This window comes from Pseudomonas xanthosomatis (assembly GCF_019139835.1).
GTDB lineage: Bacteria > Pseudomonadota > Gammaproteobacteria > Pseudomonadales > Pseudomonadaceae > Aquipseudomonas > Aquipseudomonas fakonensis.
This window is the reverse complement of the sequence record NZ_CP077075.1, coordinates 1,903,479-1,918,284: the sequence shown is the minus strand read 5'-3', so window position 1 is coordinate 1,918,284 and position 14,806 is coordinate 1,903,479. Positions and strand designations below refer to the sequence as shown.

General features: G+C 64.9%; 14 protein-coding genes. 4 read left to right on the top strand and 10 right to left on the bottom strand.

What is annotated here, in order from left to right:
- Window positions 1–168: 168 nt before the first annotated feature.
- Entirely contained in the window at window positions 169–1,164 is a 996-nt protein-coding gene (locus tag KSS93_RS08560; RefSeq protein WP_217887913.1) for a LysR family transcriptional regulator, read from the top strand.
- Here the strand turns inward: KSS93_RS08560 and KSS93_RS08555 are convergent.
- A complete protein-coding gene (locus KSS93_RS08555) occupies window positions 1,052–1,738 on the bottom strand; it encodes a Crp/Fnr family transcriptional regulator (RefSeq protein ID WP_217887912.1) in 687 nt (228 codons plus the stop codon). The genes KSS93_RS08560 and KSS93_RS08555 overlap by 113 nt on opposite strands.
- A 90-nt stretch (window positions 1,739–1,828) precedes the next feature.
- On the opposite strand from KSS93_RS08555, the gene KSS93_RS08550 reads away from it, so the two are divergent.
- Window positions 1,829–2,353: an Mpo1 family 2-hydroxy fatty acid dioxygenase gene (locus KSS93_RS08550; RefSeq protein ID WP_217887911.1), complete on the top strand. Its 525-nt coding sequence runs from the start codon at window positions 1,829–1,831 to the stop codon at window positions 2,351–2,353.
- A 106-nt stretch (window positions 2,354–2,459) separates the two neighbouring features.
- Here the strand turns inward: KSS93_RS08550 and pcaC are convergent, their stop codons facing one another.
- From pcaC to pcaR, 9 genes are all read right to left on the bottom strand, one after another.
- Window positions 2,460–2,852, bottom strand: a complete 393-nt coding sequence (pcaC, locus tag KSS93_RS08545; protein WP_010952489.1) for a 4-carboxymuconolactone decarboxylase — start codon at window positions 2,850–2,852, stop codon at window positions 2,460–2,462.
- 10 nt (window positions 2,853–2,862) lie between these two features.
- Window positions 2,863–3,654: a 3-oxoadipate enol-lactonase gene (pcaD, locus tag KSS93_RS08540; protein ID WP_217887910.1), complete on the bottom strand. Its 792-nt coding sequence runs from the start codon at window positions 3,652–3,654 to the stop codon at window positions 2,863–2,865.
- An 11-nt stretch (window positions 3,655–3,665) separates the two neighbouring features.
- Window positions 3,666–5,018, bottom strand: a complete 1,353-nt coding sequence (locus KSS93_RS08535) for a 3-carboxy-cis,cis-muconate cycloisomerase (protein ID WP_217887909.1) — start codon at window positions 5,016–5,018, stop codon at window positions 3,666–3,668.
- Window positions 5,019–5,027: 9 nt separating this feature from the next.
- Window positions 5,028–6,317, bottom strand: coding sequence for an MFS family transporter (locus tag KSS93_RS08530; protein ID WP_217887908.1), 1,290 nt, complete (start codon window positions 6,315–6,317; stop codon window positions 5,028–5,030).
- Between the two features lie 178 nt (window positions 6,318–6,495).
- Window positions 6,496–7,701 carry a 3-oxoadipyl-CoA thiolase gene (gene pcaF, locus KSS93_RS08525; RefSeq protein WP_217888702.1) on the bottom strand — a complete coding sequence of 402 codons (1,206 nt, stop codon included), beginning with the start codon at window positions 7,699–7,701 and terminating at the stop codon, window positions 6,496–6,498.
- A complete protein-coding gene (locus KSS93_RS08520; RefSeq protein ID WP_217887907.1) occupies window positions 7,698–8,477 on the bottom strand; it encodes a CoA-transferase subunit beta in 780 nt (259 codons plus the stop codon). Before KSS93_RS08520 ends, pcaF begins: the two co-directional genes overlap by 4 nt.
- Complete coding sequence (locus KSS93_RS08515) at window positions 8,474–9,334, bottom strand: CoA transferase subunit A (RefSeq protein ID WP_217887906.1); 861 nt, start codon at window positions 9,332–9,334, stop codon at window positions 8,474–8,476. Before KSS93_RS08515 ends, KSS93_RS08520 begins: the two co-directional genes overlap by 4 nt.
- A gap of 221 nt (window positions 9,335–9,555) precedes the next feature.
- Entirely contained in the window at window positions 9,556–10,902 is a 1,347-nt protein-coding gene (gene pcaK, locus KSS93_RS08510) for a 4-hydroxybenzoate transporter PcaK (protein ID WP_217887905.1), read from the bottom strand.
- Between the two features lie 466 nt (window positions 10,903–11,368).
- Window positions 11,369–12,214 carry a pca regulon transcriptional regulator PcaR gene (pcaR, locus tag KSS93_RS08505; RefSeq protein ID WP_437182121.1) on the bottom strand — a complete coding sequence of 282 codons (846 nt, stop codon included), beginning with the start codon at window positions 12,212–12,214 and terminating at the stop codon, window positions 11,369–11,371.
- 547 nt (window positions 12,215–12,761) lie between these two features.
- On the opposite strand from pcaR, the gene KSS93_RS08500 reads away from it, so the two are divergent.
- Together KSS93_RS08500 and KSS93_RS08495 are read left to right on the top strand one after the other, a co-directional pair.
- Window positions 12,762–12,962 (top strand): hypothetical protein, encoded by a 201-nt coding sequence (locus KSS93_RS08500; protein ID WP_217887903.1) that lies wholly within the window; start codon window positions 12,762–12,764, stop codon window positions 12,960–12,962.
- 315 nt (window positions 12,963–13,277) lie between these two features.
- Window positions 13,278–14,750 (top strand): inorganic phosphate transporter, encoded by a 1,473-nt coding sequence (locus tag KSS93_RS08495; RefSeq protein ID WP_217887902.1) that lies wholly within the window; start codon window positions 13,278–13,280, stop codon window positions 14,748–14,750.
- Window positions 14,751–14,806: the final 56 nt, after the last annotated feature.

Here is a 14,806-nt window from a genome sequence, read left to right as displayed (position 1 = left end):
ACCTCATGCGCTTCAGGCCTGTCCGTACCTGTAGGAGCCGGCTTGCCGGCTCCTGCAGAGAGAGCAGCGGCATAATCCAAAATGGAATATATAAATCAAATAACATTCTTTGACGCTATATGTAACAAAAGCTAAAACCGAGCCCTGCCCCCGCACCAGAGCCCGAGCATGGACCTGCGCCAACTGCGTTACTTCATCGCCCTCACCGAATACCGCAGTTTCGTCCGCGCCGCCGAAGCCATGGGCATCACCCAGCCGGCCTTCAGCCGCGCCATCCAGAACCTGGAACAAGCCTTTGGCTGCACCCTCGTTGATCGAGGCAATAAAGCCCTGCCGCCCACCCCCGAAGGCCAGGTGGTGCTGCAACACGCCCGCCGCCTGGTACAAGGCGCCGCCCAGTTGAACAACGAAGTGCTGCAGATGACCAAGCTCGACGCCGGCGAACTGCACTTCGGCAGCGGCCCGGCACTGGCCGTGCGCCTGGTGCCCGAAGCCCTGCAACGCTTCATCGCCAGCCACCCCGGCATCCGCACCGCGCTACGGGTGGACAACGCCGAGCAACTGGGCCAGGCCCTGCGCCGCGAGCAAATTGAATTTTTCGTCGACGACATCCGCCCGTTCGAGGCCGACCCGAACTTCCACACCGAGCCTCTCAACCCGCGCCCGGGGCTGTTCTTCTGCCGCCCCGGCCACCCGCTGCTGGCCAAGGACAGCCTGTCGACCAACGACCTGTTCAGCTACCCGCTGGCCTGCGCCCAGCTCGCCCCCGGCGTGCGCAAGCGCCTGGCCAACCTCAGCGGGCGCAGCGACTTCACCCCGCACCTGCAAACCGAACACCTGGCCGTGCTGCGCAGCGTGGTACTGGCCAGCGACGCCATCGGCAGCGCCAGCGAAGAAGCGGTGGCCGAAGACCTGGCCGCAGGCCAGCTGGTGCGCCTGCACTGGCGCAACCTGCCGCCGGGGCTGGAGGTGCTGAGCGTGCGTTGCGGCATCGTCAGCCGCAGCGGCTACCGATTGTCCCCGGCAGCGCGGGCGATGATCGACACCCTGGTCAGCCTGGATGCTGCGCCAGCGCCCGCAATCGCTGCGCATCGACAATCTCCACCTCGCCATAGCCCAGGCGCACCACGCCGGCCTGCTCGAGGTTCTTCAAGATCTGGTTGATGGTCTGGCGCGACAGCGACAGCATCAGCGCCAACTGCTCTTGCGACAGCTGCAAGCGCCACTGGGCGACATCGCGCTCGCCATAGCCTTCGGCGATCTGCAACAACCGGTGCGCCACCCGGGGTGCTGCGGCCAGCAGGCTTTGCTGCTCCAGGGCAACGAACACCCAGCGCAGCTTGTGGCTCATCAACAGGGCCAGCTCGCGCCAGTATTGCGGCTGTTGCTCCAGCCACTGCAGCAGCGCCGCCTGGGGTATCCACACCAACCGCGTCGGGCCCTCGGCGAAGGCATCATGGGTGCGCGGCTGGCCATCGAACAGGCTGATCTCGCCGAACCAGTGCGGCGCCTCCACCAACGTCAGCAACGCCTCCTTGCCTTCGCTGCTGACCGCGCCCACGCGCATCGCCCCCTCAAGCACCGCATACAACCCGCAGGGCGCATCACCGCGCTGGAACAGGCACTGCCCGGCCGCCAGCTCGCGCACCCGGGCCAAAGCCAGCAGGCTATCCTGAACCGCATCGGGCAATTGCCGGAACCACTGGCCGTGCAGCAGTTGGGGACGCAGGTCGAGCATGGCACCTCGCTTACGCACTCTGTCGCCCAGGCGACAGACCGCAACGAATGAACGGGGCAAGCTGGGCCTACCCCTGATGGAGGAACAACAATGAAAAACCTCGTCGAACACCTGAGTCAATACGCCGCCTACCACCGCGACCCACGCAACATCGCCACGCATTTTGTCGGTATTCCGCTGATCGTACTGGCGGTGAGCATCCTGCTGTCACGCCCCGGCTGGGAAGTGGCGGGTATCTGGCTGTCGCCGGCGCTGCTGGTGGCGGGCTGGTCGGTGTGGTTCTACCTGCGCCTGGACACCCGCTTCGGGCTGGTCATGGGGCTGCTGCTGGGCCTGTGCCTGTGGGCCGGGCAGGCGCTGGCGGTGCAAGGCACCGGGCTGTGGCTGAGCGCCGGGCTGGGGGCATTCGTGGTGGGCTGGATCATCCAGTTCGTCGGCCACTGGTACGAAGGGCGCAAGCCGGCCTTCGTCGACGATGTCAGCGGGCTGATCGTCGGGCCGCTGTTCGTGGTGGCGGAGCTGGCGTTCATGCTGGGGCTGTGCGGCGAGCTGAAAAAGGCCGTGGAGGCCAATGCCGGGCCGGTGATGCTGCGCGAGCGCAAGGCCAACGCATAACCCCTGCAGGAGCCGGCTTGCCGGCGATAGGGCCCAGGCTGGCAACTGCATTGCCTGTACTGGCCTCATCGCCGGCAAGCCGGCTACAGGTGAATCGGGCAGCCGGTTACTGACGCGACTCAACCCCCAGCTCATCCCACACCGACTCGGCCAGGTGGAAGGTGGCATTGGCCGCCGGAATGCCGCAATAGATCGCGCTCTGCATCAGCACTTCCTTGATCTCGTCACGGGTCACTCCGTTGTTGGCCGCTGCACGCAGGTGCAGCTTGAGTTCGTCATTGCGGTTCATGCCGATCAGCATGGCGATGGTGATCAGGCTGCGGGTGTGCCGCGGCAGGCCCGGGCGGGTCCAGATATCACCCCAGGCGTGGCGGGTGATCATCTCCTGGAACTCACCGTTGAAATCGTTGAGTTTTTCCAGGCTGCGGTCCACGTGGGCATCGCCGAGCACCGCGCGGCGTACCTGCATGCCAGCGTCGTAACGTTGTTTCTCATCCATGGCAGGTTCCTCAGCGGGCCAGCAAAAAGTCGAGCACACGGCTGGTGAAGGCCGCACCGATTTCGACGTTGGACAGGTGCGCCGCCGGGAATTCGGCATAGGTCGCATTGATGATGCGGCTTTGCATGAAGCGGCCATGCTCTGGGGTGGTGACCACATCCGCGGTACCGGCAACGATCAGCGTCGGCACCTGGATGCTTGCCAGCTGCTCGCGGTAGTCTGCATCACGCACCGCCGCGCAGTTGGCGGCGTAGCCTTCAGGGCGGGTTCGCGCCAGCATCTGGCAGATGCGCTGGGCCTCGGCGGGTTGGGCCTGGGCAAAGGCCGGGGTAAACCAGCGCGCGATGGAGGCATCGCGCAAATCCGCCATGGCCTGCTGGCCGCCCTTGAGCACGGTGTCGATGCGGGTGTTCCACACCTCGTCGTTGGCAATCTTGGCGGCGGTGTTGCACAGGGTCAGGCTGTGCAGGCGGTGGCCGGCATTGATGCCCAGCCATTGGCCGATCAGGCCGCCCATGGACAGGCCGACAAAGTGCGCGTGTTCGATATCCAGTGCATCGAGCAGCGCCAGCACGTCCTGGCCCAGCTGTTCGATGCGGTACGGGCCATCGGTGACCAGCGAGGCGCCATGGCCACGGGTGTCGTAGCGCAATACACGAAAATGCTCGCTCCAGGCCGGGACTTGCGCATCCCACATGCCCAGGTCGGTGCCCAGGGAGTTGGACAGCACCAGCACGGGTGCATCGGCCGGGCCATCGAGTTGGTAGTTCAGTACGCCATCGGCCAGTTGCAAGTGCGCCACAGCGGTCTCCTTCAGGCAGTGAAACGTTGATGTTCAGCCACGGCGCGCGCCACCCAGACGCGGGCCTGGCCGAGGTAATGGGCAGGGTCGAGCAGGCGGTCGAGTTCTTCGCCGCTCAGTTCGGCGCTAACCTGCGGCTCGTCGCCCAGCACCGCGCGCAGGTGGCGTTGTTCGGCCACCGCGCGCTGGCAGCATTGCTCGAGCAAATGGTGGGCGCGATCGCGGCCCAGGCGCTGGGCCAGCACGATGCTCACAGCTTCTGCCAGTACCAGGCCCTGGGTCAGGTCGAGGTTGCGACGTATGCGTTCGGCATCCACCTGCATGCCGTCGGCGATCAGTTGCGCCTGGTGCAGCGCACCGGACACCAGGCAGCAGATCTCCGGCAGGGTTTCCCACTCGGCGTGCCACAGGCCCAAGCTGCGTTCGTGCTCCTGGGGCATGGCGGCAAACAGCGTCGACACCAGCCCCGGTACACGGGTAGCGGCGCCGATCAGCACCGCCGCGCCCACCGGGTTGCGCTTGTGCGGCATGGTCGAGGAACCGCCCTTGCCCGGCGCCGACGGCTCGAACAGCTCAGCGGCTTCGGTCTGCATCAGCAGGCTGACATCACGGCCGAACTTGCCCAGGCTGCCGGCGATCATGCCCAGCACCGAGGCGAATTCCACCAGGCGGTCACGCTGGGTGTGCCAAGGCTGCTCGGGCAGGCTCAGCTTGAGTTGTTCGGCCAACGCCTCGGCCACCGGCAGCGCCTTGCTGCCCAGCGCCGCCAGGCTGCCGGAAGCACCGCCGAACTGCAGCACCAGCAAGCGTGGGCGCAGCTCTTTCAGGCGTTCGCGGTGGCGGGTCAGCGCGCCGAGCACACCGGCCAGCTTCATGCCCAGGGTCACCGGCGTTGCATGCTGCAACCAGGTGCGCCCCACCATTGGCGTGTCGGCATGCTGCAGGGCCTGGCGGGCCAGGCTGTCGGCCAGCTCGCCGAGGGCACCTTCGATCAGCCCCAGGGCATCGCGCAGTTGCAGCACCAGCCCGGTGTCCATGGCGTCCTGGCTGGTGGCGCCCAGGTGCACGTAGCGCTCGGCCTCCGGCACACCGCTGGCGATCACCTTGCCCAGCGCCTTGACCAGCGGGATCGCCGAGTTGCCGGCCGTGGCGATGGACTGGGCCAGGGCGCCGGCGTCATAACGATCGGCCTTGCAGGCCGCCTCGATGGCCGCCACCGCGCTATGCGGTACCAGCCCGGCAGCGGCCTCGGCGCGGGCCAGGGCCGCTTCGAAGTCGAGCATGCCCTGCAGCCGGCCGCGGTCGCAGAACACCTCGCGCATGGCGGGCGCTGTGAAGTAGGCGTCGAACAGTTGGTTGCTCATGCAACTTCCTTAATGGTCATGGTGCAGGTACTCGGCCTGTTTCGGCAGGCGCAGGCTGAACAGGAAGGCAATCGCCATCATCGCCGTCACGTACCAGTAGAAGGTGTTCTCCATGCCCAGGGTCTTCAGGCCCAGGGCCACGTACTCGGCCGAACCGCCAAAGGCGGCGTTGGCCACCGCGTAGGCCAGGCCCACGCCCAGCGCACGCACCTGCGGCGGGAACATCTCGGCCTTCACCAGGCCGCTGATCGAGGTGTAGAAACTGACGATGCACAGCGCCAGGCTCACCAGCACGAAGGCCATGAACGGGCTGGTCACGGTTTTCAGCGCCATCAGCAGCGGCACGGTGAACAGCGTACCCAGGGCGCCGAACAGCAGCATCGAGTTACGCCGGCCAATGCGGTCGGAGAGCATGCCGAACACCGGCTGCAAAATCATGAACAGGAACAGCGCCCCGGTCATCACGAAACTGGCGCTCTTGGCGTTCATGCCGGCGGTGTTCACCAGGTACTTCTGCATGTAGGTAGTGAAGGTGTAGAAAATCAGCGAACCGCCGGCGGTGTAGCCGAGCACGGTGATGAAGGCTGCGGTGTGGTTGCGGAACAGCCCCTTGATGGTGCCGGCGTCCTTGTCCTTGCGGGTTTCGGCGCTACTGGTCTCGTGCAGCGAACGGCGCAGCATCAGCGAGATCAACGCAGCAATGGCGCCGACCACGAACGGGATGCGCCAGCCCCAGGCGCGCAGTTCGTCTTCGGTCAGCAACTGCTGCAGGATCACCACCACCAGCACCGCCAGCAACTGGCCGCCAATCAGGGTCACATACTGGAACGAGGCAAAGAAGCCGCGCTGGCCGCGCAGGGCCACCTCGCTCATGTAGGTGGCGGTGGTGCCGTACTCACCGCCCACCGACAGGCCCTGGATCAGCCGCGCCAGCAACAGCAGTGCCGGGGCCAGGGTGCCGATGCTTGAGTAAGTCGGCAGGCAGGCGATCATCAGCGAGCCGAAACACATCATCAGCACCGAGATCATCAGCGAGTTCTTGCGCCCGTGGCGGTCGGCCAGGCGGCCGAAGATCCAGCCGCCGATCGGGCGCATCAAAAAGCCTGCGGCGAATACACCGGCGGTGTTGAGCAACTGCACGGTGGGGTCGTCGGAGGGGAAGAACGCCGGGGCAAAATAAATGGCGCAGAAGGCGTAGACGTAGAAGTCGAACCATTCCACCAGGTTGCCCGATGAGGCACCGACGATGGCGAAGATGCGTTTGCTGCGTTCTTCGCCGGTGTAATAGCTGGAAGTCATGGTGGGTTTGCTCCTGGAGGGTCCTGGGTAAGTCTAGACATACCTAGTAACACACTCGTTCCGCTTGGGGGGCTGGCCATTAGCCTTGTGTCTTGGCTGATGGCCTATCGCGGGGCAAGCCCGCTCCCACGGGTGACAGGCGTGGGAGCGGGCTTGCCCCGCGATAGACAGGTACAGGTCAAACCCGCTCGATGGCCAATGCCAAGCCCTGCCCAACGCCCACGCACATGGTCGCCAGGCCTTTACGCCCGCCAGTTTTCTCCAGCTGGTGCAGCGCCGTCAGCACCAACCGCGCGCCGCTCATGCCCAGCGGGTGGCCAAGGGCGATGGCACCGCCGTTGGGGTTCACCTGCGGCGCATCATCGGCCACACCCAGCTCACGCAGCACCGCCAGGCCCTGGCTGGCGAAGGCTTCGTTGAGCTCGATCACATCAAAATCGCCTACCGCCACGCCCAGGCGCTCGGTCAGCTTGCGCACCGCAGGCACCGGGCCGATGCCCATCACCCGTGGCGCCACACCGGCACTGGCCATGCCCAGTACCCGGGCACGCGGGGTCAAGCCGTGCTTTTTCACCGCCTCTGCCGAGGCCAGAATCAACGCAGCGGCGCCGTCGTTGACGCCCGAGGCGTTGCCGGCGGTGACGGTCTTGTCCGGGCCGTTGACCGGTTTGAGCTTGGCCAGCGCCTCCAGGGTGGTGTCCGGGCGCAGGTGTTCGTCCTGTTCGACCACGGTCTCGCCCTTCTTGTGGGCGATGCGCACCGGCACGATCTCTTCGGCGAAGAAGCCCGCCGCTTGGGCTGCTGCGGCCTTCTGCTGGCTGCGCACGGCGAAGGCGTCCTGGTCGGCGCGCGACACTTTATAGTCGTCGGCCACGTTGTCTGCGGTCTCGGGCATCGAGTCGACGCCGTACTGGTTCTTCATCAGCGGGTTGATGAAACGCCAGCCAATGGTGGTGTCCTCAAGCTTCATGTTGCGCGAGTAACCGCTCTCGGCCTTGCCCATGACAAACGGTGCGCGGGACATCGACTCGACGCCGCCGGCAATCGCCAGCTCCATCTCGCCGCTGGCAATGGCGCGGAACGCGGTGCCGATAGCGTCCATGCCCGAAGCGCACAGGCGGTTGAGGGTCACACCGGGGATGCTCTCGGGCAGGCCGGCCAGCAGCAGGGCCATGCGCGCGACGTTGCGGTTGTCTTCACCGGCCTGGTTGGCGCAGCCGAAGAATACCTCGTCCAGCTGCTCCCACTGCACGCCCGGGTTACGCGCGATCAACGCCTTGAGCGGCACCGCGGCCAGGTCGTCGGCCCGCACGCCGGCCAAGGCGCCGCCAAAGCGGCCGATGGGGGTGCGGATGGCATCGCAGATGAATACGTCGCGCATCAGGCTTCTCCTGCCACTTGCCCGTGGGCGGCGGCGGTGCGGGCTTCGAGGTCGCGCAGGGCGGTCAGCTCCACCTCGCTCGGGGCCGTGGTTTGCTGCACATCGTCGGCAAAGCGGATTGCCCAGCCGGTGGCAGCTACGATTTGCTCACGGGTCACCCCCGGGTGGATCGACGTCACCACAAACTCATGGGTGCCGGCTTCCGGCTCCATGATGCACAGGTCGGTGATGATGCCCACCGGGCCTTCACCGGGCAGGCCGAGGCGCTTGCGCGAATCGCCGCCTTCGCCATGGCCGACCGAGGTGATGAAGTCGAGCTTGTCGACGAAAGCACGCGGCGACTGCTTGAGGATGATCAGCACCTGCTTGGCGGAACCGGCGATTTCCGGCGCGCCACCGGCACCCGGCAGGCGGGTCTTGGGCGCGAAGTAATCGCCCACCACGGTGGTGTTGATGTTGCCGAAGCGGTCTACCTGGGCAGCGCCCAGAAAGCCCACGTCGATGCGCCCGCCCTGCAGCCAGTAGCGGAAGATTTCACCGGTGGGCACCACGGTGTCGGCGGTCTCGGCCAGCTCGCCGTCACCGATCGACAGCGGCAGCACGCTCGGCTTGGCGCCGATCGGGCCGGACTCGTAGATCAGCACCACATCGGGCGACGAGGTAAGGCGCGCCAGGTTGGCAGCCTTGGACGGCAGGCCGATGCCGACGAAACACACGGCACCGTTGCGCAGCCGGCGGGCGGCGGCGACTGTCATCATTTCGGAAGTGGAGTAGCTCATTGCGCGGCCTCCGCGGTGCTGGCCAGCTTGGCCTGGAATTCGTTGAAATCGGCGGTGCCACGGATGTAGGTATCGATCCAGGCAGTGAACGACTCGCGGTTGCGGGCGATCGGGTCCCAGGCCTGGTAGAAGCGGTTGTCACGCTCGTAGTAGCCATGGGCGTAGGACGGGTGGGCGCCGCCTGGCACCAGGCACACCGCGCTCAGGGCCCAGGTCGGCAGCACGCAGGCGTTCATCGGGGCGTTCAGGTCATCGACGATCTCTTCGACGGTGACGATGCAGCGCTTGGCGGCCAGGGCGGCTTCCTTCTGCACGCCAAGGATGCCCCACAGCAGCACGTTGCCCTTGCGGTCGGCCTTTTGCGCGTGGATCACGGTCACGTCCGGGCGTACCGACGGTACCGCGGCGAGCACCTCGCCGGTGAACGGGCAGGTAACGCTCTTGATCAGCGGGTTGACCTTGGGCAGGTCGGAACCTGCATAGGCGCGCAGCACCGCGAACGGCAGGCCCGAAGCGCCGGCCACATAGGCGTTGGCAAGGTCTGCGTGGCTGTGCTCTTCGATCTCCAGGGGCTGCGGCCACTGTTTTTCCACCGCGTCACGCAGGCGGTGCAGCGAGCCGACACCGGGGTTGCCACCCCAGGAGAAGATCAGCTTGCGCGCACAACCTGCACCGATCAGCTGGTCGTAGATCAGGTCCGGGGTCATGCGTACCAGTGTGAGGTCGCGCTTGCCCTGGCGGATGATCTCGTGACCGGCGGCGGTCGGGATCAGGTGGGTGAAGCCTTCGAGGGCGATGGTGTCGCCATCCTGGATGAACTGCTTCACAGCCTCGTGAAGCGAGAGGATTGCTGCCATTGGAGACTCCTGGTCAGGACGAGTCGGTCGGTGAGCAGCGGGCCGATGCGTCGCTGCGATGAGCTCAGATTAAGGAGCCTGGCGGGGTTCAGACAATCCGATAATCGCACTTTTGTGCGATTATCGAACCATTTGTTGCCCTGCTATCCATCTGCGCGAGAGCGTCTTGATAGGAGCGGCCTTGCGCCGCTCCTACAGGGGATCGCGCCACCACACGGGAATCAGGTCGCGTCGGCGTGGCTCACCAGCCCCTTCACCACCACCCCGACCGTGGCCAGCGCCGCCGGTACCAGCAGCGCGGTCAGCACTTGTTCGAAGTTCCAGCCCAGCCCCAGCAGGGTAGCCCCGCTCCAGGCCCCGAGAATCGCACCGAAGCGGCCGATGCCGAGCATCCACGACACCCCGGTGGCGCGCGCCTGGGTCGGGTAGAAACGCGCAGCCAGCGACGGCATCGCCGATTGCGCGCCGTTGACGCACATGCCCGCCACCAGCACCAGGGTCGCCAGCACGGTGATGTTGCCCAGGCTCTGCCCTACCGCGTAGGCGAACACCCCGGCCAGCAGGTAGAAGATGCCGATCACCTTGTGCGGGTTGAAACGGTCCATCGCCCAGCCCACCGCCACCGCGCTGAGCACACCACCGAACTGGAACAGCGCGCCGATGAACGCCGCCTGCTCCATGCTCGCGCCGCTGTCACGCATCAGGGTCGGCAGCCAGCTGGTCAGCAGGTAGACGATCACCAGGCCCATGAAGTAGGTCAGCCACAACAGCACGGTGCCCAGCCCGAAGGTGCCGGAGAAGATCACCGCGAACACGTTGCGCGCGGCCACAACCTTTTGCTCCGGCACGCTGAAACTCGACGCCTGGGCCACCACTGCCGGGGCGATCGGGGCCAGGGTCTTGCGTACTTTGTCGGTACCGCGGTTGCGCACCACCAGAAAGCGCGCCGACTCCGGCAACCAGGCCAGCAGCACCACCGCCAGCAGCAGCGGCAGCACCCCGCCGATCACCAGCAGGCTGTGCCAGCCGTAGGCCGGGATCAGCTTGGCGGAAATGAAGCCGCCGCCGGCCATACCTAAGTTGAAGCCGCAGAACATGCTGGTCACCAGCAGCGACTTGAGGCGCTCGGGGGTGTATTCAGACAGCAGCGTGGTGGCATTTGGCATGCCGGCGCCCAGGCCCAGGCCGGTCAGAAAGCGCAGCACCAGCAACTGGTCGACGTTGGTGGCGTAGGCCGAGGCCAGGCTGAAGCCGCCGAACACCAGCACCGCCCCCACCAGCACGCCCTTGCGCCCGAAGCGGTCGGCCAGCGGGCCGGAGCCCAGGGCGCCGAACACCATGCCGATCAGCGCGGCGCTCATCACCGGGCCCAGGCTTGCGCGGTCGATGCCCCACTCCTGGGACAGTGCCGGTGCGATGAAGCCCATGGCTGCGGTGTCCAGGCCATCGAGGAAGACGATCAGAAAACACAAAATCACCACCCGCCACTGGTAGCGGGACAGCGGCTGGTCGTTGATGAACGACTGGACGTCGAGGCAGTTGCCGACGGTGGATTGCGGTTTGTTCATTGTTGTTATCCGGATGAAAGGCGCAGGCAGGCTACTGCGTACGGCTCAGGCGCAGGAACGGGAAATGTCTGAGGGTGCGGTGGCCTTGGTCAGCCGGAGTGCAACGGGAGTGTGCGGGTAGTCATGGGGGTGCCCTTTGTGGCCCTGTTGTTATTGTCTGGGTCGGCAAAGCCGACTTGTGCGAAAGACATTAATCAGCAGGCGTGGGCTGCGCAATTCATCGCAAGCGACATTGTGCGTTTATCGAACAGGAAAGTGGCGAGGTGTTCGATTATGGTGCAGGCCATCTCTTTTGCTGCGCCTGTCAGGGCCTGATCGCTGGCAAGCCAGCTCCTACAGGTACGGCGCTGTTCCAGAGCCAGCAGATACCCTGCAGGAGCCGGCTTGCCGGCGATAGGGCCGGTGAGCCTTGCACTGATGCTGATGGCCTCATCGCCGACAAGCCGGCTCCTACAGGGGTTATGCCTCAACCAAACAGCTGATGGCACAGGTCGCGGCTGGCGGCCAGCAGGATCGGCAAGAAGCGCTGCTCCAGCTCCGTGCGGCTAACCCGCCCCACATGGGTGCTGACGTTCAACGCCGCCAGCACCTGCCCGGAAGCATCGTAGATCGGCACGGCAATCGAGCGCAGGCCCTGCTCCAGCTCCTGGTCCACCACGCACCAGCCCTGCTCGCGCACCTGCTGGATACAGGCAAACAACGAGTCGTGGTCATGCAGGGTGCGGCTGGTGCGGGCCTTGAGGTCGGCGCGCTCGAGGTATTCGTGCAGGCTGGCGTCATCCAGCGCCGCCAGCAGGATGCGGCCCATCGAGGTGCAATAGGCCGGCAGGCGCCCGCCCACCGACAGGTCCACCGAAATCAGCCGCTCGACTGTCGCTGAACGGGCTATATAAAGAATGTCGTCACCTTCGAGGGTGGCCATGTTGGCCGCTTCGTGCAACTGGTCACTGATACGGTCCAGGTACGGCTGTGCCGACACCGCCAGCGGCGTCGACGAAAGGTAGGCATGGCCCAGGGTCAGTACCTTGGGCAGCAGCGAATAGGTGCGCCCGTCAGTAGTGGCATAACCCAGCTTGATCAGCGTGTGCAGGCATCGGCGCACGGCGGCGCGGGGGATTTCCGTGCGGTGGCTGATCTGCGCGATGGTCAGGTGGCGCTTGCGCTCCTGGAACGCCTGGATCACCGCCAGGCCACGGGCCAGCGAGGTCATGAAATCCGGATCGCCGGTAAACGCCTGGATACGCTTGGCCGGCGACGCCACGATTGGCGGGGCCAACGCCGCGCTGGTGCCGCGTGGCGGCTCGATGGCCATCAGGCTGCTGGTTTCGTCATTCATGGGCATGCCTCAAAAAATCGGGAGCTTGTGCGATTATCGAACGAACGGCCGATAATCGCAATTGACCGCCGACACTTTTGCTTATACCTTTCCCCTGCCACATGTGGCTTCTTTGGAGAGACTGGTCAGGTACCCACCGTAGAAGTCCCAGGCAACGGCCTCGCCCAACCGCGAGGCCGTTTTTCATTTCCGCCCCCGGTTTTCATTTCCGCTCTTGGCAGCTGAAACTTTCAATAAAAGCCGTTTGAACTTCCGCTGTTGCGCAAGGACCAATCGGTTAACGAACTCGTACAACTTCACAGCCCGGTGCACTACCCGTGGTCTTGGCCGTGAGCATTGCTATAATCAGCGGCGTGCCGGGCCCGGTATTCGAATACTGGCAAAGCACTCCGCTCCTCGCCTGACAACCCGCTGCCAGTCCAAGGCTTGCGGCTGCCATGGCGAACTGACCCTGGTGTTGTATCCGCACAATCACCCTGTGCACTAACGCCAGCACTCAACTTCAACCAGTTCAGGTATTACTGTGACGAAAGATGAACTGCGCGCAGAACTCGAGCGCCAGGCAGAACGTTACAAGGATGTTTACGGTGGCGAAGTCACCACCTATGCCGCACAACCCGACCCCGAACGCAAACCCTGGCGCAAACGGGCCACCGTGCACGACCAGGCGTTCGCCCAAGAGCTCGAGAAGATGGAAAAGGAACTGCGCCCGGCGGACGACTGAGGCCAGACCGATATCACCGTGCCATCAACCAACAGGCGGCTGGCACGGCTCTATCTTTACCGAAACGCCTTGGATGAAATGGAATTACACAAATTTCATACAAACGTTTGAAACGAAACAGAAATACCACTTACACGCCAATTCCTTGAATTTGCTGCATTTTTCAGAGTCTTCCCGGCAAGTTTGCGCCGGCAGGCAATTCAATTGTCGCCCGGCCCGCGCATCGGGCGCCTGCCATCGGTCTGCGGCAGGTGCATCGATTGCCATGGTTTTCTGGCATAATCCCGCCCCCCTAAGACCGCCAGAAAACCCTTCATGATCGATTTATTCAGCGGACTGGATGCCTGGGTCGTCGTGAGCCTGATGCTCGCCCTGACCTTCGTGCTCGCATTCGAGTTCATCAATGGCTTTCATGACACCGCCAACGCGGTAGCCACCGTCATCTATACCAAAGCCATGCCACCGCAACTGGCCGTGTTCTTCTCCGGCGTGTTCAACTTCCTCGGGGTTCTGCTCGGCGGTGTCGGGGTGGCCTACGCCATCGTCCACCTGCTGCCGGTCGAGCTGCTGATCAACGTGAACACCGGCCACGGCCTGGCCATGGTCTTCTCGCTGCTGGCTGCGGCCATCACCTGGAACCTCGGCACCTGGTACTTCGGCATCCCGGCCTCCAGCTCGCACACCCTGATCGGCTCGATCCTCGGCGTGGGTCTGGCCAATGCCATGATCAACGACATCCCGCTGGGTGACGGCGTCAACTGGCAGAAGGCGATCGACATCGCCATGTCGCTGGTGGTCTCGCCGATGGCCGGCTTCGCCGTGGCTGCCCTGGTGCTGCTGGGCCTGAAGTGGTGGCGCCCGCTGTCGAAGATGCACAAAACCCCCGACCAGCGCCGCAAGCTCGACGACAAGAAGCACCCACCGTTCTGGAACCGCCTGGTACTGGTGGTTTCGGCCATGGGCGTAAGCTTCGTGCACGGCTCCAACGACGGCCAGAAGGGTATCGGCCTGATCATGCTGGTGCTGATCGGTATCGTGCCGGCCAAGTTCGTACTGGACCTGAACAGCACCACCTACCAGATCGAACGCACCCGCGACGCCACCCTGCACATGAGCCAGTTCTACCAGCGCAACGCCGCCACCCTCGGCGAGTTCCTGGCACTGGGCAAGGCCAAGTCCAACGACCTGCCGGAGCAGTTCAGCTGCAACCCGCAGCAGACCGAGCCGACCATCGCCGCGCTGCAGACCTCGCTGAACGGTGTGACCGACTACCGCGACCTGAGCGCCGACAAGCGCGTCGAAGTGCGCCGCTACCTGCTGTGCCTGGACGACACCGCCAAGAAAGTCGGCAAGCTGCCGGGCCTTGAAGCCCGCGAAAAGGCCGACCTCGACAAGCTGCGCAAGGACCTTACCGCCACCACCGAATATGCCCCGTTCTGGGTCATCGTCGCGGTCGCCCTGGCCCTGGGCCTGGGTACCATGGTCGGCTGGAAGCGCGTGGTGCTGACCGTCGGCGAGAAGATCGGCAAGCAGGGCATGACCTATGCCCAGGGCATGTCGGCGCAGATCACCGCCGCCTGCGCCATCGGCATGGCCAACGTGTTCAGCCTGCCGGTATCGACCACCCACGTACTCTCGTCGGGCGTGGCCGGTACCATGGTCGCCAACAAGAGCGGCCTGCAAGGCGGCACGGTGAAAACCATCCTGCTGGCCTGGGTGCTGACCCTGCCGGCCTCGATGGGCCTGGCGGCCGGCCTGTTCTGGTTGGCGTCCAAAGCCATCAGCTAAGTACAGTTGCCGCATTGAAAAGGCGCCTTCGGGCGCCTTTTTGGTTTTTCCGGTCA